Annotated in this window: 21 protein-coding genes and 1 pseudogene; 3 read left to right on the top strand and 19 right to left on the bottom strand. The window is 60.0% G+C overall.

The window, feature by feature from the left end; genetic code table 11:
• Positions 1–132 precede the first annotated feature (132 nt).
• The 15 genes from mdoH to hutC all read right to left on the bottom strand — a co-directional run bounded on the left by mdoH (position 133) and on the right by hutC (position 19,878).
• Positions 133–2,703: a glucans biosynthesis glucosyltransferase MdoH gene (gene mdoH / locus ACZZ0B_RS24230; RefSeq protein ID WP_463546407.1), complete on the bottom strand. Its 2,571-nt coding sequence runs from the start codon at positions 2,701–2,703 to the stop codon at positions 133–135.
• Positions 2,696–4,507 (bottom strand): glucan biosynthesis protein G, encoded by a 1,812-nt coding sequence (locus ACZZ0B_RS24235; RefSeq protein WP_008080613.1) that lies wholly within the window; start codon positions 4,505–4,507, stop codon positions 2,696–2,698. Before ACZZ0B_RS24235 ends, mdoH begins: the two co-directional genes overlap by 8 nt.
• Before the next feature lie 432 nt (positions 4,508–4,939).
• Positions 4,940–5,377: a D-aminoacyl-tRNA deacylase gene (gene dtd / locus ACZZ0B_RS24240; RefSeq protein WP_008080612.1), complete on the bottom strand. Its 438-nt coding sequence runs from the start codon at positions 5,375–5,377 to the stop codon at positions 4,940–4,942.
• Entirely contained in the window at positions 5,374–6,345 is a 972-nt protein-coding gene (pip, locus tag ACZZ0B_RS24245; RefSeq protein WP_008080611.1) for a prolyl aminopeptidase, read from the bottom strand. Before pip ends, dtd begins: the two co-directional genes overlap by 4 nt.
• 241 nt (positions 6,346–6,586) lie before the next feature.
• Positions 6,587–7,390, bottom strand: a complete 804-nt coding sequence (hutG, locus tag ACZZ0B_RS24250; RefSeq protein ID WP_463546408.1) for an N-formylglutamate deformylase — start codon at positions 7,388–7,390, stop codon at positions 6,587–6,589.
• A gap of 10 nt (positions 7,391–7,400) precedes the next feature.
• Positions 7,401–8,606 (bottom strand): imidazolonepropionase, encoded by a 1,206-nt coding sequence (hutI, locus tag ACZZ0B_RS24255; protein ID WP_463546409.1) that lies wholly within the window; start codon positions 8,604–8,606, stop codon positions 7,401–7,403.
• A gap of 130 nt (positions 8,607–8,736) precedes the next feature.
• The gene (hutH, locus tag ACZZ0B_RS24260; protein ID WP_463546410.1) at positions 8,737–10,269 is read right to left on the bottom strand and encodes a histidine ammonia-lyase; all 1,533 of its coding nucleotides are present in this window, start codon (positions 10,267–10,269) and stop codon (positions 8,737–8,739) included.
• 116 nt (positions 10,270–10,385) lie between these two features.
• Entirely contained in the window at positions 10,386–11,909 is a 1,524-nt protein-coding gene (gene hutH / locus ACZZ0B_RS24265; RefSeq protein WP_463546411.1) for a histidine ammonia-lyase, read from the bottom strand.
• Positions 11,910–12,043: 134 nt separating this feature from the next.
• Positions 12,044–12,874, bottom strand: a complete 831-nt coding sequence (locus ACZZ0B_RS24270; RefSeq protein WP_008080602.1) for a quaternary amine ABC transporter ATP-binding protein — start codon at positions 12,872–12,874, stop codon at positions 12,044–12,046.
• A complete protein-coding gene (locus ACZZ0B_RS24275) occupies positions 12,871–13,722 on the bottom strand; it encodes an ABC transporter permease (protein WP_008080600.1) in 852 nt (283 codons plus the stop codon). Before ACZZ0B_RS24275 ends, ACZZ0B_RS24270 begins: the two co-directional genes overlap by 4 nt.
• Before the next feature lie 83 nt (positions 13,723–13,805).
• On the bottom strand, positions 13,806–14,774 hold the full coding sequence (locus ACZZ0B_RS24280; RefSeq protein ID WP_440094836.1) for an ABC transporter substrate-binding protein: 969 nt from the start codon (positions 14,772–14,774) through the stop codon (positions 13,806–13,808).
• A gap of 69 nt (positions 14,775–14,843) precedes the next feature.
• Positions 14,844–16,316 carry a purine-cytosine permease family protein gene (locus tag ACZZ0B_RS24285; RefSeq protein ID WP_159811600.1) on the bottom strand — a complete coding sequence of 491 codons (1,473 nt, stop codon included), beginning with the start codon at positions 16,314–16,316 and terminating at the stop codon, positions 14,844–14,846.
• Positions 16,317–16,438: 122 nt separating this feature from the next.
• A complete protein-coding gene (gene hutU / locus ACZZ0B_RS24290; protein WP_463546412.1) occupies positions 16,439–18,106 on the bottom strand; it encodes a urocanate hydratase in 1,668 nt (555 codons plus the stop codon).
• A gap of 495 nt (positions 18,107–18,601) precedes the next feature.
• Positions 18,602–19,171, bottom strand: coding sequence for a HutD/Ves family protein (locus ACZZ0B_RS24295; protein ID WP_463546413.1), 570 nt, complete (start codon positions 19,169–19,171; stop codon positions 18,602–18,604).
• The gene (gene hutC, locus ACZZ0B_RS24300) at positions 19,168–19,878 is read right to left on the bottom strand and encodes a histidine utilization repressor (RefSeq protein WP_162130175.1); all 711 of its coding nucleotides are present in this window, start codon (positions 19,876–19,878) and stop codon (positions 19,168–19,170) included. The genes ACZZ0B_RS24295 and hutC overlap by 4 nt, the downstream gene beginning before the upstream one ends.
• 146 nt (positions 19,879–20,024) lie before the next feature.
• Here hutC and ACZZ0B_RS24305 point away from each other — a divergent pair, with 146 nt between their 5' ends.
• On the top strand, positions 20,025–21,389 hold the full coding sequence (locus ACZZ0B_RS24305; RefSeq protein ID WP_463546414.1) for a formimidoylglutamate deiminase: 1,365 nt from the start codon (positions 20,025–20,027) through the stop codon (positions 21,387–21,389).
• An 88-nt stretch (positions 21,390–21,477) separates the two neighbouring features.
• Here the strand turns inward: ACZZ0B_RS24305 and ACZZ0B_RS24310 are convergent, their stop codons facing one another.
• Positions 21,478–22,047 (bottom strand): lipocalin family protein, encoded by a 570-nt coding sequence (locus ACZZ0B_RS24310; RefSeq protein ID WP_008080588.1) that lies wholly within the window; start codon positions 22,045–22,047, stop codon positions 21,478–21,480.
• Positions 22,048–22,077: 30 nt separating this feature from the next.
• Positions 22,078–22,332, bottom strand: a complete 255-nt coding sequence (locus ACZZ0B_RS24315; protein WP_003220802.1) for a hypothetical protein — start codon at positions 22,330–22,332, stop codon at positions 22,078–22,080.
• A gap of 293 nt (positions 22,333–22,625) precedes the next feature.
• On the opposite strand from ACZZ0B_RS24315, the pseudogene ACZZ0B_RS24320 reads away from it, so the two are divergent.
• Positions 22,626–23,648, top strand: a pseudogene (locus tag ACZZ0B_RS24320) (HAMP domain-containing protein); the annotation flags it as partial.
• A gap of 93 nt (positions 23,649–23,741) precedes the next feature.
• Positions 23,742–24,506 (top strand): methyl-accepting chemotaxis protein, encoded by a 765-nt coding sequence (locus tag ACZZ0B_RS24325; protein ID WP_371748298.1) that lies wholly within the window; start codon positions 23,742–23,744, stop codon positions 24,504–24,506.
• Positions 24,507–24,591: 85 nt separating this feature from the next.
• Here the strand turns inward: ACZZ0B_RS24325 and ACZZ0B_RS24330 are convergent, their stop codons facing one another.
• Positions 24,592–25,194, bottom strand: a complete 603-nt coding sequence (locus ACZZ0B_RS24330) for a DUF924 family protein (protein ID WP_426618621.1) — start codon at positions 25,192–25,194, stop codon at positions 24,592–24,594.
• A gap of 3 nt (positions 25,195–25,197) precedes the next feature.
• Positions 25,198–26,208, bottom strand: coding sequence for a class 1 fructose-bisphosphatase (locus ACZZ0B_RS24335; protein ID WP_008080580.1), 1,011 nt, complete (start codon positions 26,206–26,208; stop codon positions 25,198–25,200).
• Between the last annotated feature and the right edge of the window lie 301 nt (positions 26,209–26,509).

Here is a 26,509-nt window from a genome sequence, read left to right on the forward strand (position 1 = left end):
GTTTGCACAAGGTTTTTTGCCGGGGATTGTTGTTACGGGGAGGGATTAAAAAGCAAAAGATCGCAGCCTCCGGCAGCTCCTACAGGTGTTCACATAATCCTGTAGGAGCTGCCGAAGGCTGCGATCTTTTTATCAGGCTGGCTGAACCTGCATGTTCACCGGTTGCAACGGCAACAACGGCGCATGCGGATCGGCTTTCACCGAAGCGCGCCAGGCATCCAGCCACTCGGCGTGACCTTCCGCCCAGACCTGCTCATGCAAACGGGCCAGGGCAACAGGGTCGCTCAGCAGTTGCAGACGATCATGGTTGTTCAGCCCGGCCGGGCCGACCTTGATCGCGTGACGCACACGTTCCTGACGCAGCCACTCGATCGGTTCAGCCTGACCGTGACGCGAGGTCGCCAGCGAGCACGCCAAAGCGTTCTGCTGCGGATCGACCACCGCGCGGACGAAGCCGTCGTTTAGAGCGTGGTAACGATTTTCGTGGGTGTACTGATCGGTCGCCAGCAGCGCCTGTGGCGGATTGTATTCCTCAGGGATGAGGAACAGGCTCTCGTCACGGGACTTCAGGCCCAGGCCGACACGGCTGGAGATCACCGACACCGGGATCGACAGCATCAGCGAACCGACGATCGGCACCAGCCACCAGAGGAAGCTCGGGTTCAGCCAGATCACCAGTAGCGCCCAGCAGAAACCCAGCAAAGTTTGCGGGCCGTGGCGTTTGACCGCTTCGCTCCAAGGCGTCGAGTCGTCGTCACGCTGCGGCGAGTTCCAGGTCGCGGCCCAGCCGAGGAACGCGGCCAGCACGAAACGCGTGTGGAAAATCATCCGCACCGGCGCCAGCAGCATGGAGAACAGCATCTCCAGCAGCATCGACAGGGTTACCTTGAACTTGCCGCCGAACTCTTTCGCGCCCTTGGCCCAGATCAGGATGATGCTCAACAGTTTCGGCAGGAACAGCAGCACGATGGTCGTCGAGAACAGCGCGATCGCCTTGTCCGGGTGCCATTGTGGCCACAGCGGATAGAGCTGACGCGGTTCGAGGAAGTACTGCGGCTCCATCAGCGTGTTCACCGCCAGCAGCGCAGTCGACAACACCAGGAAGAAGAACCACAACGGCGCCGACAGGTACGACATCACGCCGGTCAGGAACACCGCACGGTGCACCGGGTGCATGCCTTTGACCAGGAACAGACGGAAGTTCATCAGGTTGCCGTGGCACCAGCGACGGTCACGCTTGAGTTCGTCGAGCAGGTTCGGCGGCAGTTCTTCGTAGCTGCCCGGCAAGTCGTAGGCAATCCACACGCCCCAACCGGCACGGCGCATCAGCGCGGCTTCAACGAAGTCGTGAGACAGGATCGCACCGGAGAACGCCCCTTTACCCGGCAACGGCGCCAAGGCGCAGTGGTCGATAAACGGCTTCATGCGGATGATCGCGTTGTGACCCCAGTAGTGGGATTCACCCAACTGCCAGAAGTGCAGACCGGCGGTAAACAACGGGCCGTACACGCGGGTCGCAAACTGCTGCATGCGCGCATAGAGGGTGTCCATGCCCGACGCACGCGGCGCGGTCTGGATGATCCCGGCGTCCGGCGTGGCTTCCATCAAGCGCACCAGACTGGTCAGGCACTCGCCGCTCATCACCGAGTCAGCGTCGAGCACGACCATGTACTTATAGTCACCGCCCCAACGACGGCAGAAGTCGTCGAGGTTACCGCTCTTGCGTTTTACCCGACGGCGGCGGCGGCGATAGAAGATCTTGCCGAAACCTTTGGCTTCACGGCAGACGTCCAGCCAGGCCTGTTGCTCGGCGACACAGATGTCGGTGTCATTACTGTCGCTGAGGACGAAGAAGTCGAAGCGATCCAGATCACCGGTGGCAGCAACCGATTCGAACGTAGCGCGCAGACCGGCGAAAACACGCGGTACGTCTTCGTTGCAGATCGGCATCACCAGCGCGGTACGCGCGTCTTTGGCAATCGGCTCATTGCCGGCGCTTTTGCCGGAGATACGGTATTTATCGTGACCGGTGAGCAACTCGAGGAAGCCCATCAGCGCCGTCCAGAAACCGGCCGATACCCAGCAGAACAGAATCCCGAACAGAATCAGAATGCTGGTTTGCAGCGCATACGGCAGCACTTGCGTGGCGGTTTGCAGCAGCGGCTGGTGCAGAACTTCATCAAGGTCGACGAACGACCAGCCCTGGTACGGCATGATGCCTTTCATGTACCAGCCAGCGACGATGGTCTGGCCGAGCATCAGCAGCAACAGAATGTAGCGACGAATCGAACCGACGGTACGCCAGCGCGCGGCCGGCAGAACGTTTTCGTCCTTCGGCGGCTGTGGCGGGTTGGTGCGACCGGTCATGCGGCGCCAGCCACGCACCAGAATATTGGTGCGCCACGGCTCCGGTACCACCTTGGTGCGGCGGATCGGCGGCGTCGCCTTCAGGCTGACGCGACCGCTGGCGTCGAGCACCAGCATCTCCGCTTCTTCCAGCTGTTCGGCAGTGCTCAGGACCAGGCGCTTGCCCACCGAAGCCTGGGCGGCCTCGGCAGGTGCGTCGAAGGTTGAAGACGACAGGCGTTCATGCAGCTCGCTGAACGACTGGCAGCCCGCGAGTTCCGCGCGCTGCTCGTCGGTCATCGGCAGATGCGCCAGATACTCGGACAGAGTCTCTGGCTGTACTTGAGAGTTACTCATCGGCAGGCAACTGATAGCTCCAGGTCTCGGTCAGGACTTCTTCAGTCGGTGCCGATTCCGGTGTGGCTGGGGCCGCGTCGGCAGCAACTGGCTGCTTGGCGTCTTTGTTGGCCTTGTCCTTGGCATCTGCAGCTGGCTTGGCGTCGGCCTGTTTGGCCTCGGCAGCCTTGGCTTCCTTGTCGAGTTTCTCTTGTTGCTTGGCGGCAACCTTGTCGGCCTTGGCGACGGACGAGTTGGACGCCGGCACCGATTTCGCCAGATCAGCAGTTACCACCGGCTGAACCAGGGCAGCACGCATCTCGGTCGACTTACTCGCGTCCTTGATTTTCATCCGCAGGGTCAAGCGCCAGCCTTTGGTTTCCGGGTTGTAGCGCACGCTGTTTTCGACCAGTTCGGCGTTGTCGCCAACACTGACCTGACTGCGCACGTCGGCATCCGGGGTCAGCGCGGCCAGCGATGGACCTTCGAAGTCGACCAGATACGCAACGCTGCCGTCCGGCTGACGGATCAGGTTCGATTGCTTGACGTCACCGGTCGAACGCAGAGTCTGCGAAACCCAGGCGCTGTCCGGCGCATGAATCGCCGCTTCGTCCATGGTCCAGTGCATGCGGTAAGCGAAGTCCAGTGGCTGGCCCGGCTCCGGCATTTTTTCCGGGCTCCAGAACGCAACGATGTTGTCGTTGGTTTCGTCAGCGGTCGGAATCTCTACCAGATCAACGGTGCCCTTGCCCCACTCGCCCTTCGGCTCGATCCAGGCGCTTGGGCGCTTGTCGTAGCGATCGTCGAGGTCTTCGTAGTGGCTGAAGTCGCGGCCACGTTGCAGCAGACCGAAACCACGCGGGTTCTCGATGCTGAAGTTGCTCACGGCCAGGTGTTTCGGGTTGTTCAACGGGCGCCAGATCCACTCGCCATTGCCGGCATGGATCGACAGACCGCTGGAGTCGTGCAGTTCACGACGGTAGTTGAGGACTTTCGACGGCTGGTTGGCGCCGAACAGGAACATGCTGGTCAGCGGCGCGATGCCCAGTTTGCCAACCTTGTCACGCAGGAACATCTGCGCCTTGACGTCGACAATGGTGTCGCTGCCCGGACGCAGGATCAGGCGGTAGGCACCGGTGGCGCGCGGCGAATCGAGCAACGCGAAGATCACCAGATGCTTGTCGCCCGGCTTCGGCTGTTGAATCCAGAACTCGCGGAAACGCGGGAATTCTTCGCCCGACGGCAGCGCGGTATCAATCGCCAGACCACGCGCCGAGAGGCCGTAGGTGTGGCCCTTGCCGACAACGCGGAAGTAACTCGCGCCGAGCATGGTCATGATTTCGTCTTGCTTGTCGGCCTTGTTGATCGGGTAAAGCACACGGAAACCGGCATAACCCAGTTGTTCGGTGGCTTTCGGATCGAATTTCAGGTCGCCGAAATCGAAGCGCGTCGGATCATATTTGATCTCTTCGACGGTGTTCGCTGTGATTTCATTGATTTTCACCGGCGTATCGAAGTGCATACCCTGGTGATAGAAGGAAAGTTTGAACGGGGTCTTCTGATCAGCCCACTCAGCCTTTTCGGTGAGGAAGCGGATTTTCTGATAGTCCGCGAACTTCATGTCGCGGAACTCGTTCGGCAGATTGCTGCGCGGGGCTTCGAACTTCTGCCCGGCCAGTTCTTTAGCTTTCGCCGATACATCGTCAAGATTGAACGCCCAAAGCTGGCCGGCGCTGAGCAGGCACAGGAGCGCCGAGCCCGCTACCAGAGCACTTCGCACGCGTTTGGCAGACAATTTTGCTGCATTACAGGGACTAACAATCACGAGCAACCCTCGCCGAAAACAGATCAAAAAACCAACGGCCAGCAAGCCGTCTGTGTGGCCATTTTTGTCAGCTTATTTCGGTTCCAGGGAGTCAGATACTGCGTTGCTGCTCCTCCCCATAGCAAGCTATGAGTCGTCGCAGCGCCTTGTCTCTGACTCCCTGGCCCTCGAAATAATGCTGGCAAAAATGGCCGTACAGACCGCTCATACCAGGTTGGCGAGCATTGTTCCGACTCCGCTGGGGCAAAATGATTCCCCAATCGGATCCGGACAAGTCTCTACCTAAGTCAAAATGGACCAACGAACGCTGATCCCCGTAGCGCGCGATTATCTAGTAGCCCGCATGACAACGCATCAGGGGTAACAAAGTATTTATCGCGAAAAATGCCTGTTTTCAGTCGAAATGCCCTTAAAAAGATGTTTCAAGCGCTTTCAAGTCTGTAACAGGAAGGTTACCGGTCCATCATTGACCAGGTGCACCTGCATATCCGCGCCGAATCTACCTGATGCCACAGTGCCATGCACCTGTTTCGCTTGGCTTAATAGATAGTCGAATAATTCCTCGCCCAGCGCCGGAGGGGCGGCGCTCGAGAAACTCGGTCGCAACCCGCTTTTGGTGTCGGCAGCCAGGGTGAACTGAGAGACCAGCAGCAACCCGCCACCAACATCGGCGAGGGACAGATTCATCTTGCCCTCGGCGTCGCTGAATACCCGATAGTTAAGCAGCTTATGCAGAAGTTTGTCGGCGCTGGCACGCGTGTCGTCGGGTTCTACCGCCACCAGCACCAGCAAACCTTGATCGACCGCCCCGACTACCTCACCCGCGACTTCAACACGCGCACCGCGAACGCGCTGTAAAAGCCCCTTCATGCTTCTTCGGGCGGCAGGTCGAGCAGACGCCGGGCCATGTTGCCCGCCGCACGCACCAGTGCATCGGTGATGCCCGGTTCGGAAGCGGCGTGGCCGGCATCGCGGATCACCTGCAGTTCGCTGTTCGGCCAGGCTTGATGCAATTCCCAGGCATTGTCGAGCGGGCAGATCACGTCATAACGACCGTGAATGATCACGCCCGGCAGATGGGCGATCTTGCCCATGTCACGAATCAGCTGGTTCGGCTCCAGGAAAGCATTATTGGTGAAGTAGTGGCACTCGATCCGCGCAATCGACAGCGCGCGTTGCGGCTCGGAGAAGCGATCGACCACCAGCGGGTTCGGTCGCAGCGTTGCGGTGCGCCCTTCCCACGTCGACCAGGCTTTGGCCGCGTGCATCTGCGCAATCTGGTCGTTGCCGGTCAGGCGTTTGTGGAAAGCGCTGAGCAGGTCGTCGCGCTCGTCAAGCGGAATCGGCGCGATGTAGTCCTGCCAGTAATCGGGGAACAGACGGCTGGCGCCAGCCTGATAGAACCACTCGATTTCCTGCGGACGGCAGAGAAAGATCCCACGCAGAATCAGACCGTGGACACGCTCAGGGTGGGTTTGCGCGTAGGCCAGCGCCAGGGTCGAACCCCACGAACCGCCGAACAGCACCCATTTGTCGATGCCCAAGTGTTTGCGGATGCGCTCAAGGTCGGCGACCAGATCCCAGGTGGTGTTGTTTTCCAGGCTGGCGTGCGGCGTGGAGCGCCCGCAACCGCGCTGGTCGAAGGTGACAATGCGATAGAGGTTCGGATCGAAATAGCGACGGCTTTGCGCGTCGCAACCGGCGCCGGGGCCGCCGTGAATGAACACAACCGGCAAACCCTCCGGTGAACCGCTTTCGTCGACATACAGCGTATGGGTGTCATCGACAGCCAGATCGTGCCGGGCGTGAGGTTTGATCTGCGGAAACAAAGTCTGCATTGCGCGCTCCGTAAAGGATCGAGGTCATCCCTGGGGGGACATCTATTATTCTGCCGTTGGGCATCATAAACCCGATTTACGTCAATGAGCATGCTCCGGGGCCTGATCATTCCCACGCTCTGCGTGGGAATGCCTCTTGGGACGCTCCGCGCCCAGTGACGCGGAGCGTCACGGGCTGCATTCCCACGCGGAGCGTGGGAACGATCAAGATCGCAGCCTTCGGCAGCTCCTACAGGGTGAGTCAGCCGCGGTAGTGTTTTTCGCCCCAGGCCAGATAGTGCTGCAGCAATTCCTTGAGTACCACCCGCGTTGGCTCGGCCAGGTCGGGGCGATAGCGGAACGGTTCGAACTCTTCCATGTAGGTGCTCTGGCACAACTCCAGCTGCACCGCGTGGATGTTCTCGGCCGGGTTGCCGTAATGACGGGTGATGTGGCCGCCCTTGAAGCGGCCGTTGAGCACGTGGCTGTAATCGTCATGGCGCGCGCAGATCGCTTCCAGTTGCGTAGCGAGTTGCGGATCGCAACTGGCGCCGTTGAACGTGCCAAGGTTGAAATCCGGCAGTTTGCCGTCGAACAGGTGCGGAATGATCGAGCGAATCGAGTGCGCATCGAACAACAGCGCATAACCGAACTCGGCCTTCAGCCGTGCCAGCTCTTGCTGAAGGGTGCGGTGATACGGCGTCCAGATTTGCTCCAGATATGTCGCACGCTCTTCGTTCGAAGGTTCGTGCCCTTCGCGGAACAACGCAATGCCATCGAACAGCGTCGCCGGGTACAGCCCGGTAGTGGCGCCGGTGTACAGCGGTTTATCGTCGGACGGTCGATTGAGGTCGATGACGAAGCGCGAGTACTCGGCAGCCAAAGTACTGGCGCCCAGTTCTTCAGCGAAATCGTACAGCTGCGGAATGTGCCAGTCGGTGTCCGGCAGGCTTTTCGCGTCCGCGATCAATCCGGCCTCGACCACCGGGGTCAAGCGCAGGCCCGCATGCGGCATGCTGATCAGCAACGGCACGCGGCCTTGTTTGAAATTCAGAACTTTATCCACAACCGCTCTCCTACAGATTTGATTCGACGCCGTGACGCACGACGCGTTTGTCCAGATCACCACCCAGCCAATAGGCCAGGTCCGCCGGACGATCGATGTGCCAGGCGACGAAATCCGCAACCTTGCCGACTTCCAGCGAACCATGGGTGTCGGCCATGCCCAGTGCTTGCGCGGCGTGAATGGTGGCGCCGGCCAAGGCTTCTTCCGGGGTCATGCGGAAACAGGTGCAAGCCATGTTCAACATCAGCCGCAACGACAGCGCCGGCGAGGTGCCGGGGTTGAGGTCACTGGCGATGGCGATCTTCACTTTGTGTTTGCGCAGGGCGTCCATCGGCGGCAACTGGGTTTCGCGCAGAAAGTAGAACGCGCCCGGCAGCAGCACTGCGACGGTGTCGGCTGCAGCCATGGCGATGGCGTCGGCCTCGTCCATGAACTCCAGATGATCGGCGGACAACGCCTTATAGCGCGCAGCAAGACTGGAGCCGTGCAGCGACGACAATTGCTCGGCGTGCAGCTTCACCGGCAAACCGAGTTTTTGTGCGGCGATGAACACGCGCTCGACTTGCTCCGGCGAGAACGCCAGGTATTCACAGAAGGCATCCACGGCATCGACCAGGCCTTCGGCAGCCAGTGCAGGCAGCATTTCCTTGCAGATCAGCTCGATGTATTCGTCAGCGCGATCCTTGTATTCCGGCGGCAACGCGTGGGCGGCCAGACAGGTGCTGTGTACGCTGATCGGCAGCTCTTTCTGCAGACGACGAATGACCCGGAGAATCTTGCGCTCGTTGACCAGATCGAGACCGTAGCCGGATTTCATTTCGACCGTGGTCACGCCGTCGCGCATCAGGCTTTTCAGGCGTTTGGCGGCGCTGGCGAACAGCTCGTCTTCAGTGGCTTCGCGCGTCGCGCGCACGGTGCTGGCGATGCCGCCGCCGGACGCTGCGATCTCCGCATAGCTGACGCCTTGCAGGCGTTTTTCGAATTCACCGCTGCGGTTGCCACCAAACACCGTGTGGGTGTGGCAGTCGATCAGGCCGGGAGTGACCCACGCGCCTTGCAGGTCATTGACCGCCGGGTATTCGCCGGACGGCAATTGATTGCGCGGGCCGATCCACTCGATGAGCGCACCGGACGTCACGATGGCCGCATCCTCGATGATCGAGTAGACGCCTTGCGCCATGGTTGCGACGTGGCAGTGTTGCCAGAGGGTTTTCATCCCAAATCCTCGTCTTGTGATCGTTCCCACGCTCTGCGTGGGAATGCAGCCCGTGACGCTCCGCGTCACTGGACGCGGAGCGTCCCTTGAGGCATTCCCACGCGGAGCGTGGGAACGATCAGTGGGTGGGTTAAAGGCTAGGCAAAAGCTTCGCCGGAACCAGATCGGTCAGGCAGCGCGAAGCCAACAACTCAGTCGCCGCATTGATGTCCGGCGCAAAGAAGCGGTCCTTCTCGTAGAACGGCACTTCCTCACGCAAAATCGCCCGCGCTTGTTCGAGCTTCGCCGAAGTCTTCAGGCCGTTACGCAGATCCAGACCCTGCACCGCCGCCAGCCATTCCACCGCAAGAATCCCACGGGTGTTTTCGGCCATTTCCCACAGACGTTTGCCGGCCGCAGGCGCCATGGAAACGTGGTCTTCCTGGTTGGCCGAAGTCGGCAGACTGTCCACCGAATGCGGATGGGACAGCGCTTTGTTCTCGCTGGCCAACGCCGCTGCCGTCACCTGCGCAATCATGAAGCCGGAGTTCACGCCGCCATTGGCCACCAGGAACGGCGGCAGCTGCGACATGTGCTTGTCCATCATCAGCGAGATGCGGCGTTCGCTCAGCGAACCGATTTCGGCGATGGCCAACGCCATGTTGTCAGCAGCCATGGCCACCGGTTCGGCGTGGAAGTTACCGCCGGAAATCACGTCGCCCTCAGCGGCGAAGACCAGCGGGTTATCAGAAACGGCGTTGGCTTCAACCGCGAGCACTTCAGCAGCCTGACGGAACTGGGTCAGGCAAGCGCCCATGACTTGCGGCTGGCAGCGCAGCGAGTAAGGGTCCTGCACCTTCTCGCAGTTCTGGTGCGAATCGGACACTTCGCTACGCTCACCGAGCAGATCACGGTAAGCCGCAGCGGCGTCGATCTGACCTTTCTGGCCACGCGCGGCGTGAATGCGTGCGTCGAACGGCGAGCGCGAACCCAGTACAGCTTCAACGGTAAGGCCGCCCAGCGCCAAAGCACCGGCAAAAAGGTCTTCACCTTCAAACAGACCACGCAATGCAAACGCGGTGGAAACCTGCGTGCCGTTGAGCAGCGCCAGACCTTCTTTAGCCGCTAAAGTCAGCGGCGTCAGGCCGGCGACTTTCAGCGCTTCAACAGCCTCCATCCACTCACCCTTGTAGCGCGCCTTGCCCTCGCCCAGCAGCACCAGCGACATATGCGCCAACGGCGCCAAGTCGCCCGACGCGCCCACCGAACCTTTCAGCGGAATGTGCGGATAGACCTCGGCATTGATCAGCGCGATCAGCGCATCAATCACCACGCGACGGATACCGGAAAAGCCACGGCTGAGGCTGTTGACCTTGAGCACCATGATCAAACGCACCAGCTCATCGCTGATCGGCACGCCAACACCGGCAGCGTGGGACAACACCAGCGAGCGCTGCAGGTTTTCCAGGTCTTCGCTGGCAATGCGCGTCGAGGCCAGCAGGCCGAAACCGGTGTTGATGCCGTAGGCGGTGCGGTTCTCGGCGAGGATCTGTTCAACGCAAGCGACGCTGGCTTCGATCTGCTGCGATGCGCTGTTGTCGAGCGTCAGCTTAACCGGGTTCTGGTAGACGTCACGCAGTTGGGCCAGGCTCAGTTGGCCGGGAATCAGGTTCAGCGCAGTCATTTTGTGCTCCTTTTGAGAGTTTGTTATTAACTCGCCAGACGCTCCGGAGATGTCCGTTGTCCGTCGCGTCTCGCCTTTTGGGGAGTCGCGCCTTGGCACGCTGGCGTGGGTATTTTTCAGTGCAAATTCGGTAAAACGTTGTGCAGCAGATTCGGCGCTTTCAACACGCTCGCAGCGGCGGCGATATCCGGCGCCAGCCAGCGATCCTGATCGTAGGCGGGGACTTTTTCGCGCAGCAGTCGCCAAGCGATATCGGTGCCCGCGCCGAAGCATTGTTCCTTGAGGAATTCAAACGCCTGCGCCGCCAGCAGGTATTCGATGGCGAGGATCTGCGTGCAGTTTTCCAGGGCGCGATGCAGCTTCAGCGCGGCGTTAGTGCCCATGCTCAAGTGGTCTTCCTGCAGACCCGAAGTGATGTAGTTGTCGAGCACCGCCGGTTGCGCCAATTGACGGTTTTCCGCACACAGCGACGCGGCGACGTACTGGACGATCATCATCCCCGAGTTCACTCCCGGATTGGCCACCAGAAACGCCGGCAGACCGCTGACGTGCGGGTTGACCAGACGATCGAGTCGACGCTCGGCAATCGAGCCGATTTCGGCCATGGCAATCGCCAGCAAATCGGCCGCCATCGCCACCGATTGGCCGTGCGGGTTGGCTTGCGACATCACCCGGAAGTTGTCCGGCGTACCCAGCAACAGCGGGTTATCGGTGCAGCCATTGAGTTCGGCTTCGACCTGTTTGATCGCATGATCGAGTTGATCGCGCGCGGCACCGTGTACCTGCGGGATCGAGCGGATACTCAGCGCATCCTGAGTGCGAATGCCTTTGCTCGACGCAATCACTTCACTGCCATCGAGCAATGCGCGCAAATTGATTCCGACCTGCTGCATGCCCGGGTGCGGTTTCAACGCGATGATCTCGGCATCGAAGGCGTCGATCTGGCCGCGCTGGGCTTCAAAACTCATTGCGCCGATGACATCGGCCCATTGCACCAGACGCGTGGCATCGGCAATCGCCAGACAGCTGAGGCCGGTCATGCACGGCGTGCCGTTGACCAGGCACAAGCCGTCTTTTGCGCCGAGCTGCACCGGTTGCAGGCCCTCTTCGGCCAATGCTTGTTGTGCGGAGATAATCTGCCCGCGATAGCTGACGTTGCCGACGCCGAGCAGCGTGATGCCAATGTGCGCCATGTGCGTCAGGTAACCGACCGAGCCTTGCGACGGCACTTGCGGGGTGATGCCACGATTGAGCAGCGCCAGCAGCCCTTCGACGACCCGGCGATGCAGCCCGGATTTGCCGTGGCTGTAGTTGTGAATGGCGGCGCAGATGATCGCGCGGGTCTGCTCGTCGGCGAGTACCGGGCCGACGCCGCAGGCATGGCTGAGCAAGGTGTTGCGCGAGAGCTGGCTGAGTTGTTGGTCTTTAAGCGAAACATTGGACAAACCACCCAGGCCGGTGTTGACACCATAGGCACGCTCACCGCTGGCGACGACGCGCTGGACGATGGCCTGGGCGTTTTCGATGCGCGCCCAGGTGTCGCTCGACAATTCGAGATGCGCGCCGTGACGGGCGACGGCGACCACGTCCTGCCAACGCAAGGGGCTGCCGGTGATAACGATTTTTTCAGCCTGGGACATCATTAACCTCATTCGAACATTGATGCAGCATCACCGACGCTATCGCGAGCAGGCTCACTCCTACAGGGGTACGCATTCCAACTGTAGGAGTGAGCCTGCTCGCGATGAGGCCAGCCCAGCCAACACAAATCTCTCTAAACCACCGCAGCACGCCGCTGAACGAATCGGTCAACGTACTCATCCGCCGGCGAATGCAGAATCTCGCGTGGCGTGCCGACCTGAATCAACTTCCCATCCTTGAGAATCGCAATGCGGTTGCCGATACGCACCGCCTCATCAAGATCGTGAGTGATAAAGACGATGGTCTTGTGCAAAGTCTTTTGCAGCTCCAGCAACTGATCCTGCATCTCGGCGCGGATCAGCGGATCCAGCGCACTGAACGCTTCGTCCATCAAGATGATGTCGGTGTCCGCCGCCAAGGCGCGGGCCAGACCAACACGCTGACGCATGCCGCCGGAGAGCTGGTGCGGGTATTTGTTTTCGTAGCCCTTCAGGCCCACGGTGTTGATCCAGTGCAGCGCACGTTCCGCGCACATTTGCTTGCTCTCGCCGCGCACCTTCAGGCCGTAGGCGACGTTGTCGAGTACGCTCTTGTGCGGCAACAGGCCGAAGCTCTGGAACACCATGCTGATCTTGTGCCGGCGAAACTCGCGCAGGGCGTCCATGTCGTATTGCAGGATGTCCACACCGTCGACGAGGATCGCGCCGCTGGTGGGGTCGATCAGCCGATTGAAGTGACGCACCAACGTCGACTTGCCGGAGCCGGACAGGCCCATGATCACGAAGATCTCGCCGGTGCCGATGCTCAGCGACAGGTCGTTCACGCCGACCACGCAACCGGTTTCGCTCAGTACCTGATCCTTGGTCTTGCCCTGGCCGACCATCGCCAGTGCATCCTTGGCGCGGTTGCCGAAAATCTTGAAGACGTTTTTGACCTCGATCTTGCTCACGGTTGCGTTGCTCATTTGCTCACCTCATGCCGTGGCCGACCGTACGCCTGAGTAATGCGGTCGATGACCACTGCGAGAATCACGATCGCCAGACCGGCCTCAAGGCCACGTCCAACGTTGAGGGTCTGAATCCCCACCAACACATCTTCACCCAGGCCACGGGCGCCGATCATCGAAGCGATCACTACCATCGACAGGGCCATCATGGTGGTCTGGTTGATCCCGGCCATGATGCTCGGCAGGGCCAGTGGCAATTGCACACCGAACAGTTGCTGCCAGCGGTTGGCGCCGAACGCGTTGATCGCTTCCATCACTTCGCCGTCAACTTGGCGGATGCCCAGATCAGTCAGGCGAATCAGCGGTGGCGCGGCATAAATCACGGTGGCAAAAATCGCCGGCACCTTGCCCAGACCGAACAGCATCAGCACCGGAATCAGGTACACGAAACTCGGCATGGTTTGCATGATGTCGAGCAGCGGCATCAGCACCGAACGCAGGCGATTGCTGCGTGCCGAGAGAATCCCCAGCGGAATGCCGATCAGCACCGAAATGATCGTCGCGACCATCATCAGCGCCAGCGTTTGCATGAGTTTGTCCCACAGGCCGACCGCGCCGACGAGGAACAACAAACCGACGATGACCGCAGTGGTCACCACTTTGCGCGTGGCGTGCCAGGCGATCACACCGACGATCGCCAGCATCAGCCACCACGGCGCTGCGCGCAGCATGCCTTCAAGGTTGACGATGGCCCACAGCAGGGTGTCGGAGATGTGGCGGAACACATCACCGTAATTGGTGACCAGCGAATCGACCCAACCGTTGACCCAGTCGGCGATGGAAAAGGTAAAGCTCTCGGGAAACATAAGCGGCTCTCAATCAGAAATCTCAATCAAGCGTTTACGGCATATCTCCCGGCCTGCCTCGCGGTTGGCCGGGAGGTATCGACCTACAGCGCCGCGTCGATTTTCTTGGCAGCGTCGTCACTGACCCACGCATGCCAGACCTCAGGATGTTCCTTGAGGAAGATTTTCGCCAGTTTCGGCGATTCGATACGTTCCTTGGCCATGCGTCCCAGGTTCTGGTTCAGCAGGTCGATCGGCAGGTTGACCTTTTCCAGCACGGCGACCAGTTCCGGGGCTTCGTCGTGGAAGGTCTTGGACAGGCCGACCTTGATGCTCACAGACTTGTCGACGCCGGGTTTTTCTTCGAGTTTGACCAGGTCAACCTGGCCCATCAGCGGGGTTGGCGACCAGTAGTAGAACAGGATCGGCTCGCCACGCTTGTAGCTCGACAGCACCGCCGCATCCAGCGCCGGCCCGGTGCCCGGGCGGAAGTTGGTATAGCTGCTTTCGAGGCCGTAGCTTTTGAGCATTTCGCTGTTATCCAGCTCGCAGGTCCAGCCGGCCGGGCAGTTGTAGAAACGGCCCTTGGAAGGCTCTTCGGCGTCTTTGAACACGGCGGCGTATTTGCCCAGGTCAGCGATATTTTTCAAGTCCGGGGCTTTCGGTTCCAGCTTGCGCTTGGCGTCGCCTTCGATCACGTAGCGCGGCACGTACCAGCCTTCGACAGCGCCCACCACAGGTGCGCCGACACCGACGACCTTGCCGGCCTTCTCGGCCTTGTTCCAGACCTCGCTGCGGCCGACCCACTCTTCGGCGAACACTTGAATATCGTTGCTGCTCAGGGCGTTTTCCATGGTGATGGAGTTGCCCGGCAAACTGTCGGTCTTGCAGTCGTAGCCTTTCTCCAGCACCACTTGCAGGACGTCGGTCAGGAGCATGCCGCTTTCCCAGTTCAGCCCGGCGAATTTCACCGGTTTGCCCGATTCGCACCAGCCGGCGGCTTGAGTCGCGCCGGCACTGGCCAGCAGGCCCATGGACAGCAATGTGGTCAGCAGGGTCTTGTTCGATTTCATTGTTGTGACGCTCCTAATCATGAATTGGCTTACGGCAGTCAAGAGGCATCCAGCCCTGTCCACGTCCAATCAGGCCTGCGCCGCAGCGCGACCGGCCCCGCTTGTTTTAGGTTGTACAACGCTGTTCTGCTCGACCGGCAGAATCAGTTGATCGGGCACCGCGCTGTGCCATTTTTTTGCGCACACGTAGTAGACGACGGCCGGCAGCACCAGGCCGATGATCCAGGAGATATCCACATCACCGAGGGCCGCCACCAGCGGGCCGGTGTAGAACTTGGTGGAGATGAACGGCAACTGCACCAGCACACCGAACACGTAGACGCTGATGCCGAGCAAATTCCAGCGACCGTAGCGACCGTTCGGATCGGCCAGCGCCGGCACGTCGTAGCGCTCACGGGTGATGCAGTAGTAGTCGACCAGGTTGATCGCGCTCCACGGGGTGAAGAAGGCGAGCAGGAACAGGATGAAAGACTTGAACGCACCAAGGAACGAGTGCTGACCGAGCAGCGCAATCAGCGTCGCTGCGCCAACGATCACCAGCACGAACACCAGACGCTGCATACGCGTAACGGTCAGGTGACCTTTGAAACCACTGATGATGGTCGCGATGCACATGAAGCTGCCGTAGGAGTTCAGCGTCGAGATGGTCACCTTGCCGAATGCGATGCTGAAGTACAGCAGCGCAGCGGTAGCACCGGTGCCGCCCAGACCGACGATGTAGGCAACTTCGTGACCGGCGAACTGGCCGTTGGCCGAAGCCGCCGCGAACACGCCGAGGATCATCGCCACCTGCGCGCCGACCACTGAACCGGCACCGGCGGCGAAGAAGGTTTTGACCGCCGAGGTATTGCTCGGCAGGTAACGGGAATAGTCAGCCACGTATGGGCCAAACGCGATCTGCCAGGAGGCCGCGAGCGACACCGCGAGCAGGAAGCTGCTCCAGCTGAAATGACGGATTTGCAGGAGTGCGCCAACGTCGGTCTGGCTCATCAGACGCCAGAACAGGAAGACGAAAGCGATCACGCCAATGACACTGGCGACACGGCCGATCCAGTGGATCACTCGGTAACCGAGCACCGTGACCACCACGATCACGCTGGCGAAAATCAGGATGCCGACGCTGTCGCTGACATTAAACAACTGGCCCAGCGCCTGACCGGAAAGCACGGTACCGGTCGCGGTGAAACCCAGGTACATCAGGCACACCAACACGATTGGAATCGCCGCGCCATACACGCCGAACTGCACACGGCTGGAGATCATCTGCGGCAGACCGAGTTTCGGCCCTTGCGCGGCGTGCAGCGCCATCACGCCACCGCCGAGCAATTGCCCGATCAACAGACCGATCAGCGACCAGAACACATCACCACCGAGCACCACGGCCAAAGCCCCGGTGACAATCGCAGTGATTTGCAGGTTGGCGCCCATCCACAGGGTGAATTGGCTGAACAGACGACCGTGTCTTTCCGCTTCCGGGATGTAGTCAATCGAACGCCTTTCGATCAACGGTTTGTTGCTTGCACGATCGGTGTTGACAGCCATGATTCAACCTCTGTGGATTGTTAGATTCTCTGTAGGAGCTGCCGCAGGCTGCGATCTTTTGATCTTGAAAAACCAACATCAAAAGATCGCAGCCTGCGGCAGCTCCTACAGGGCTTTTGCATTTATTTGCCGGTAATCATCGGCAGGTTCAGGCCCTTTTCCTTGGCGCAGTCGATGGCGATCTGGTAACCGGCATCGGCGTGACGCATAACGCCAGTGGCCGGGTCGTTGTGCAGTACGCGCGCAATGCGCTCGGCCGCTTCGTCCGTACCGTCGCAGACAATCACCATGCCCGAGTGCTGCGAGAAGCCCATGCCGACGCCGCCGCCGTGGTGCAGGGAAACCCAGGTCGCGCCGCTCGCGGTGTTCAGCAGAGCGTTGAGCAATGGCCAGTCGGAGACGGCGTCGGAACCATCCTGCATCGATTCGGTTTCACGGTTCGGACTGGCCACCGAGCCGGAGTCGAGGTGGTCGCGACCGATCACGATTGGTGCGGACAATTCACCGCTGCGGACCATCTCGTTGAAGGCCAGACCAAGCTTGGCGCGCAGGCCCAGACCGACCCAGCAGATACGTGCCGGCAAACCCTGGAAGCTGATGCGCTCGCGGGCCATGTCCAGCCAGTTGTGCAGGTGCGCGTCGTCGGGGATCAGCTCTTTGACCTTGGCGTCGGTTTTGTAGATGTCTTGCGGATCGCCGGACAGCGCCGCCCAACGGAACGGGCCGATGCCACGGCAGAACAGCGGACGGATGTAAGCCGGTACGAAGCCCGGGAAGTCGAATGCGTTTTCGACGCCCTCTTCCTGTGCCATCTGACGGATGTTGTTGCCGTAGTCGAAGGTCGGAATGCCTTGCTTCTGAAATTCCAGCATGGCTTTGACGTGCACGGCCATCGACTGCTTGGCGGCTTTGATTACGGCGGCCGGCTCGGTCTTGGCGCGGGCGCGGTATTCGTCCCAGGTCCAGCCGGCAGGCAGGTAACCGTTGAGCGGGTCGTGGGCGCTGGTCTGGTCGGTGACCATGTCCGGGCGCACGCCACGCTTGACCAGTTCCGGCAGGATTTCTGCAGCGTTACCCAGCAGCGCGATGGAGATCGCTTTGCCTTCTTTGGTGTACTTGTCGATGCGTGCCAGAGCGTCGTCGAGGTCTTTGGCTTGCTCGTCGACGTAGCGGCTTTTCAGGCGGAAATCGATGCTCACTTGTTGGCATTCGATGTTCAGCGAGCACGCGCCGGCCAGGGTTGCCGCCAGCGGTTGTGCGCCGCCCATGCCACCCAAACCGGCGGTCAACACCCACTTGCCGGTGAGGTTGTCGTTGTAGTGCTGGCGACCGGCTTCAACGAAGGTTTCGTAGGTGCCTTGAACGATGCCCTGGCTGCCGATGTAGATCCAGCTGCCGGCGGTCATCTGGCCATACATGGCCAGGCCTTTGGCGTCGAGTTCGTTGAAGTGCTCCCAGCTCGCCCAGTGCGGGACGAGGTTGGAGTTGGCGATCAGTACGCGCGGGGCGTTGCTGTGGGTCTTGAACACGCCGACCGGCTTGCCGGATTGCACCAGCAGGGTCTCGTCGTCATTCAGGTTGGTCAGGCTTTCGACGATTTTGTCGTAGCACTCCCAGTTACGCGCAGCGCGACCAATACCACCGTAAACCACCAACTCTTTCGGGTTCTCGGCGACTTCCGGGTCGAGGTTGTTCATCAGCATGCGCAGCGGCGCTTCGGTCAGCCAGCTCTTGGCGGTCAGCTTGTTGCCGCGGGCGGCACGGATTTCGACGTCGCGAAACTTAGTCATTTTGTTATCAGTCACGAAAGAGACTCCTCAGCGATCAATTCAAACCAACCCTGGCAGTGGGCAAGCAGCCTGCGCGCTTCGCTGCGCGACAAGCGAATCAGTGGACGCTGCGGAGAGTCTCGAACGACTCATACGCATACGTCTTTACTTGTACATACAAGCATATGCAATCAAGCGGCCAACTTGCTGGTGGGGTGTTCAAGAAAAAATGCGGACAGGGCTGGAGAGCGCCTGAATCAAGGGTTCAGGCGTGGATGAAATATTTCGAGGGTATTGATGGAAGGGATTGGGGATTTTTTCGAAAGCGAGGTTTTGCGCCACGCTGGGGCGTTCGGTAACAAGTTGGTGCGCATTGGGGAACAGGAGTGGGATGGCTGTTGTGGTGAGGGGATTTATCCCCGATGGGTCGCGAAGCGGCCCCATTTACAATTAAGAAGAAGTGGGGCTGCTGCGCAGCCCATCGGGGATAAATCCCCTCGCCACAGGGGGTTGTGTTCAGTTTTGGAGGAGTTCGATTACGCAGCAAGGGGCATTGGTGGATATTTCGATCAGGCCACTGTTACCGTCCAGTTGCAGGCAATCATGGCGACCGAGTTGCGACGCAGTGTCACCGACCTGCACTTCCAGCAACTCACTGACACTGAACACCAACACCGTCCCCGCCGAGCTGAAGAATCGCTGGTCACCGTCCAGCCACTGCAACCGCGCGCTGTAACGCTGTGGCGCGTAGATCAGGTTGAAGTCGCGAATCGCGCCACCGAGCAGCGTGCACGACACCTGGCTTTCACCGCTGAAGGCAAACGGGTCGAGCGGTAACAGCGGCCGCGTATCGTCGCCGTCGACGCACAGGGTCATGCCATCACCCTGCAATACGGTGATCACCCGCTGATAACCGGCGAAGGTCGAAAAACCACCGGACTCGGCGATGTCGGCAATCGACAGGCGCCAGCCGAAACCATCCAGCCCGGCACCGGCATCACGGGTTATTTCCTCAGTGCTGCCGCCGCCGTTTTTCCACGGCATGCGCGGGTAGCCTTCCGCGCGTAAAACCTTCACTTCACTCATTTATGAAAGCGTCCTTCCAGACGATGACGAGAACCCGGGTGAATCAATCGTGCAGCGGTCACCGGTTGACGCCCCGACCACGTGCGGCGACGAATCAGCAAGCACGGCTCGCCCTTCTCGATCTGCAACAACTTGCACTCGGAGGATTCGGCGAGGATCGCTTCAACCACGTGCTCACCTTCGGTCAGCGGTGCGACCTGATTGAGATAGGCGTAAGGCGTTTGCAGGGTGAAGTCCTGCTTGAGGTATTCCGGGGCGACCAGCGCGTTGACGAAACGGTCTTCGATTTGCACTGGAATGTCGTTTTCGTAATGCACGATCAACGAGTGGAACACCTTCTGCCCTTCACGCATGTCCAGCGCCAGTGCGCGCTCGGAACCGGCGGCCTCTTCTTCGAGGGTGATCACCTGGCAGGTGTGGCGATGGCCACGGGAAGCGATTTCGTCGGCGATGTTGTGCACTTCGAACAACGCGGACTGGCTCTTCGGTTCGGCGACAAACGTGCCGACGCCTTGCATGCGCACCAACAGACCGTCGGCGGTCATCTCGCGCAGCGCGCGGTTGATGGTCATGCGGCTGAAACCGAGTTGATTGACCAACTCGCTTTCGGACGGCACGCGGTAGTGCGGCGGCCAGTTTCCGCTGTCGATCTGCTGGGTGATCATCTGTTTGACGCGGGCGTACAAGGGCGCCGGACTGTCGCCCATGTTCGCGGCCAACGGGGAGACTGGAGGCGGAGTCGGCACGGTTGATCCCTGTTCTTTGGATGAAAGTGGCTAGCTTGCCGGAGTTTACCGGGCAGGCAAACGTCTGTATATGTATATACAAATAACACACGATGGGGTGCTGAACCATGTCCGCCTTCTTTGCCGAACGCGCACTGCTGCCTAACGGATGGGCCAACAATGTACGTCTTGAGGTCAGCGCCGAGGGCCTGCTGACCCAAATCCAGGCCGATTCCACCGCAGATGGCGCCGAACGACTGAGCGGGCCGTTGCTGCCGGGGATGCCCAATCTGCACTCCCACGCCTTCCAGCGTGCGATGGCCGGACTGGCTGAAGTGGCCGGCAATCCGAACGACAGTTTCTGGACCTGGCGCGATCTGATGTATCGCCTCGTCGGAAAAATCAGCCCGGATCAGCTCGGCGTGATCGCCCGTCAGCTGTACATCGAAATGCTCAAGGCCGGTTACACCTCTGTCGCCGAATTTCATTACGTGCACCACGACAGCAATGGCCAGCCTTATGCCGATCCGGCTGAGCTGGCGTTGCGCATCAGTCAGGCCGCAAGCGAAAGCGGCATCGGACTGACACTGCTGCCGGTGCTCTACAGCCACTCCGGTTTCGGTGGCCAGACGCCCAACGATGGCCAGCGTCGCTTCATCAACAGCACCGAAAACTACCTGAATCTGCAGTCACGCTTGCAGCCAATGTTGGCGCAGCAAAAGGCGCAATCGCTGGGCCTGTGTTTCCACTCGTTGCGCGCGGTGACGCCGCAGCAAATCAGCGAAGTATTGGTGGCCAGCGACAAGCAATGCCCGATTCACATCCACATCGCCGAACAGCAGAAAGAAGTCGATGACTGCCTGAGCTGGAGCGGTCGGCGTCCTCTGCAATGGCTTTACGAGAACACCGAAGTCGATCAGCGCTGGTGCCTGGTTCATGCGACCCATGCCAATCCGGAAGAAGTCACGCTGATGGCCAAGAGTCACGCCATTGCCGGGCTGTGCCTGACCACTGAAGCGAACCTGGGCGACGGGATTTTCCCGGCGGTGGATTTTCTCGCGCAGGGTGGACGCATGGGTATTGGTTCCGACAGCCATGTGTCGCTCAGTGTGGTGGAGGAATTGCGCTGGCTGGAATACGGCCAGCGTCTGCGTGATCAGCGGCGTAATCGTTTGTATGGCGCGGAACAGCCGATGGTCGGGCGCACGCTCTATGACGCGGCGCTGGATGGTGGTGCGCAGGCGTTGGGGCAGCCGATTGGTGCGCTGGAGGTTGGCAAACGTGCCGACTGGATTGTGCTCGATGGCAACGATCCGTATCTGGCGACGGCCAATGGCGACGGGATTTTGAATCGCTGGTTGTTTGCCGGTGGCGATCGGCAGGTGCGCGATGTGCTAGTCAATGGCCAGTGGGTGGTGCGCGATGGTCGCCATGCTGGCGAAGAAGACAGCGCCCGCGCGTTCACCCAAGTCTTGCGCGACCTCCTCGGCTAGAAAAGCAAAAGATCGCAGCCTTCGGCAGCTCCTACAGGGTGAACACTTTCCCATGTAGGAGCTGCCGGAGGCTGCGATCTTTTCGCTCTTAATTTGAAGTCTTGGCCATCTGCCGATCCGACGCTCGCCAGATCAGTCGCGTGGTGTCATAGCCCTGCTGACGCGCCTTGCTCAACAGCTCCTCGCGCACCACACCGTTGACGGTCGGCGTGCGCGACAGCAACCACATGTACTTGCGACTCGGGTCGCCGACGATGGCGGTCTTGTAGTCATCGCTGACGTACAGCACCCAGTATTCGCCTTTCGCCACACCCGGAATCAGGCGTGAGAACCAGGTATCGAATTCGACCCAAAGCTTGTCGGTCTTGCCCGGCACCTGTGGAGACGCCGTGCCCTTCACTTCTTCCCACTGCCATTGCGGGGTCAGGCAGCGATTGAGCACCGCGACATTGCCGTCAGGCTTGAGGGTGTAATGGGCTTCGGATTGCGCGCAATTGCGCTGGAAATACATCGGCAAACGCGCCAGCTCGTACCATGTGCCCTGATAGCGCTTGAGATTGACGCTGTTGACGGTTTTCGGCGCCAACGGGTCGACGCCGGAAGTGGCGCAGCCGGCCAGTACCAGGCCGGCAAAAAGGATCAGCAATAACCGCTTCATTTTTCTTCTCCGTGGGCGCGAAGCCCCGGTTTACTTCAGGCCTTGGCCGGAAAACATCAGCACTTTGTCACCGGCGTACTGCACGCTGATAAAGCTGTTCTTGTCGCCCCAGGTGCAACTGGACATGCCGAGCGCGCCCGAGCAATCAGTCGGTTTGCCGAGCAGTGTCTCGACTTCGGCCTTGGCCATGCCGGCCGAGAGCTTCGAGTAGTTTTCCTGATTGACCTTGCTGCATGCGGCCAACAGCACGCAAAACGTCAGAAGGGCGATAGATCGCAACGACATGGTGTAACTCCTGGAACGAGGGGGGATGGCATGGTGCCAACCAGAAGCTTAGAAGAGAAAACCCTCATCTGGTTCCGTGGCCGGACGGCTATTTATTAGCCCGCCCGTCCGGCTTTTGCCGATAAATCAGACACTTTGTAGGGCTATTGAGCATTTCGTCGCATTTCGCAAAAGACGCCTAATCTTTGGCGCGCCGCGGTCGAAATAAGAGCAGCGCAAAGCCCCCGAGTGTGGCAAATTGCCGCCCTTTCTTGACCAGCCCCTTCGCGGTAGCTCATTCGATGACCAGAAACATGAAATTCAGCCACAAGATCTTGTTGGCGGCCGCCCTCGTGGTGGCCGTTGCGTTCGCCTGTTTCATTTTCTTCAACGACTATCGACAGCGCGAAGCCCTGAGCAGCAGTACCGAAGCGTCGATGCAGGAACTGGGCAGCCTGACTACCAGCAACATCCAGACCTGGCTGGAAAGCCGCATTCAATTGCTGCAATCGCTGTCGCAGCAAGTGGCTGTCGACGGCAATGCCCCGGCCAGCCTGAAGCGCATCATCGACCTGCCCGCCTACACCGGCAATTTCCAGCTCAGCTATTTCGGCGGTGCCGACGGCGTGATGTTCTCGGTACCGGCCGGCAACCGCGCACCGGATTACGATCCACGCGCACGCGGCTGGTACAAAGCCGCCAACAGCGCGCAACAGACCATCGTCACCGAACCGTACATCGCCGCGTCCTCGGGCAAACTGGTGATCACCGTCGCCACTCCGGTACAACGTCAGGGCCAGATGCTCGGCGTCGCCGGTGCCGACATCGACCTGACCAGCGTCAGCGCGATCATCAACTCGCTGAACTTCGGCGGCCATGGCCATGCCTTCATCGTCAGTGCCGATGGCAAGATCCTGATCCACCCGGACAGCAAACTGGTACTAAAAACCCTCGCCGAGGCCTACCCGAACGGTGCGCCGAAAGTCAGCCCGGGCCTGAAAGAAGTCGAGTTCGACGGCAAGACTCAGTTGATCTCCTTCACCCGCGTCAACGGCGTGCCGTCGGCCGACTGGTACGTGGCGCTGGTGCTGGACAAAGACACCGCGTTCGCCATGCTCAGCGAATTCCGCACCTCGGCGCTGATCGCGATGATCATCGCGGTGGTGATCATCATCGCCCTGCTTGGCATGCTCATCCGCGTGTTGATGCAACCGCTGCTGACCATGGGCCGCGCCATGCACGACATCGCCGAAGGTGAAGGCGACCTGACCAAACGCCTGGTGATTCACGGCAACGATGAATTCGGCGCGCTGGGCACCTCGTTCAACCGTTTCGTCGAACGTATTCACACCTCGATTCGCGAAGTATCCTCGGCCACCGGCCAGGTCAACGAAGTCGCCCTGCGCGTGGTCGCGGCATCGAACTCGTCGATGTACAACTCCGACCAGCAATCCAGCCGTACCAACAGCGTCGCTGCCGCGATCAACCAGCTCGGCGCCGCCGCTCAGGAAATCGCCCAGAACGCCGCCCTCGCTTCGCAGCATTCGAGCGATGCGCGCAGCCTCGCGGTCGACGGTCAGCAGGTGGTGGATAAAACCATTCAGGCCATGCAGCAGCTGTCGGCGAAGATCAGCGATTCGTGCGGCAACATCGAAACCCTGAACAGCAACACGGTGAACATCGGCCAGATTCTCGAAGTGATCACCAGCATTTCCCAGCAGACCAATTTGCTCGCGCTCAACGCCGCGATCGAAGCGGCGCGTGCCGGTGAGGCCGGTCGTGGTTTTGCCGTGGTTGCCGATGAGGTACGCAACCTCGCGCACCGCACCCAGGATTCGGCGCAGCAAGTGCAGAAGATGATTGAAGAGCTGCAAGTCGGCGCGCGTCAGGCGGTCAGCATCATGACCGAGAGCCAGCGCGAGAGCGAAAGCAGCGTCGGCATCGCCAACCAGGCCGGCGAGCGTCTGGGCAGCGTGACTCAGCGTATCGGCGAGATTGACGGGATGAACCAGTCGGTGGCAACTGCGACCGAAGAGCAGACCGCTGTGGTCGAGTCGATCAACGTGGATATCAACGAGATCAACACACTGAATCAGGAAGGTGTGGAGAACTTGCAGGCAACGTTGCGCGCGTGCTCGGATCTGGAGCAGCAGGCGGCGCGTCTGAAACAGTTGGTCGGTAGTTTCCGCATTTAAGGATCAAAAGATCGCAGCCTGCGGCAGCTCCTACATAGATCGAGTTCACTGTAGGAGCTGCCGTAGGCTGCGATCTTTTTTGGGATCAGAACCGCGAACCCGGTTCGGAAAGAAACACCAACTCCTCCACCGTAGACTCCCGCCCCAACACCGCATTGCGATGCGGAAACCGGCCAAACCGCGCAATCACTTTCTGATGCCGTTCGGCATAATCCAGATTATCGGCAAACACCGCCCGCTGCGCTTCCGGCTGTTCAGCCACCAGTTCGATAAATCGGGAAACCGCCTCGTTCTGCACCGCGAGGTTTTCGCAGTGTTCGAACACCAGATAAATGAACACTCGCTGGATCGGTTTCAACTGCCGATCAAAATCCGCCGCAATGCCTTGGGCGACGAGTTTCTGCGCGCGCAGATCACCGGAAAATGCTTTGGGGGTGTCGCGAAAAATCATTCGCGGCAGTTGATCGAGCAGTAACACCAGCGCCAGCCAACCTTCGGGACGTTGCGTCCACTCGGTCAATTCGCCGGCCAGGGCCTGATCGACAAAGACCCCGAAACGCGTCTGCGCTTCGAGGTCTTGGCTGTCTCGCTTACCGAACCACAACTTGCCCTTGTCAGCCGAAATGTCGTCCGGTGATTCGGCATGTCCGAACCACCAATCGAGCAACGGCTGCCAGGGCGCGGTCATGGTTTATTCCTTGTGGTAGGCCGTCGCGCGTGCGACTTCTTCTTTCGAGCCGAGGAACACCGCTACGCGCTGGTGCAGGCCTTCCGGCTGGATGTCGAGAATGCGCTGATGACCGTCGGTGGACGCGCCGCCCGCTTGTTCCACGAGGAACGACATCGGGTTGGCTTCGTACATCAGACGCAGTTTGCCTGGCTTGGATGGCTCACGGCTGTCGCGCGGGTACATGAACAGACCGCCACGGGTCAGGATGCGGTGTACGTCGGCAACCATCGCCGCGACCCAACGCATGTTGTAGTTCTTTTTCAGCGGACCTTCTTCACCGGCCAGCAGCTCGCCCACGTAACGTTGTACCGGGGCTTCCCAGTGACGCTGGTTGGACATGTTGATGGCGAATTCCTGGGTCGATTCAGGAATGGTGATGTTTTCGTGAGTCAGCACGAAGCTGCCCATTTCACGGTCCAGGGTGAAACCTTTGACGCCGTCGCCCAAGGTCAGGATCAGCATGGTCTGTGGACCGTAGATCGCGTAACCGGCGGCTACTTGCTGGGTGCCTGGCTGCAGGAACGCTTTCTCGTTCAGCGGCTCGTTCTGGCTCAGGTATTCGTTCGGGCAACGCAGTACCGAGAAGATGGTGCCGACCGGGGCGTTGATGTCGATGTTCGACGAACCGTCCAGTGGGTCGAATACCAGCAGGTACGCGCCTTTCGGGTATTTGCCCGGGATCTGGTAGGCATTGTCCATTTCTTCGGACGCCATGCCGGCCAGATGACCGCCCCATTCGTTGGCTTCGAGCAGAATCTCGTTGGAGATCACGTCGAGCTTCTTCTGCACTTCGCCTTGCACGTTTTCGGTGCCCATGCTGCCCAGAACACCACCCAGGGCGCCTTTGGACACGGCGTGGTTGATCTCCTTGCAGGCACGCGCCACCACTTCGATCAGGAAACGCAGATCGGCAGGAGTGTTATTGCTGCGGGTCTGCTCAATCAAATAGCGACTCAGGGTAACGCGGGACATGGACGGCTCCGGTGGAATGGGGGGCTAAAAACCCGCGCAGTTTACAGGGAGTCTGAAAACGTAGCGAGCGAAGACGCCCGGTAACGTGCGTTGGGGTGTAATTGCCTGCATGAGACGTGATTGTCGGTGGAGAGTTCAGGTAGCGGATTTAGCGTAGACCGGTTCGGGACGGATGGTGCAGGGTGCGCGCGACAGTTTGTGGATTTTTGTTGTTTGGGAAAACGCTATCGCGAGCAGGCTCACTCCTACAGTTGACGGTATTCCAACTGAAGAAATGCGATCCCCTGTAGGAGTGAGCCTG

The organism is Pseudomonas sp. AC247 (assembly GCF_979258015.1).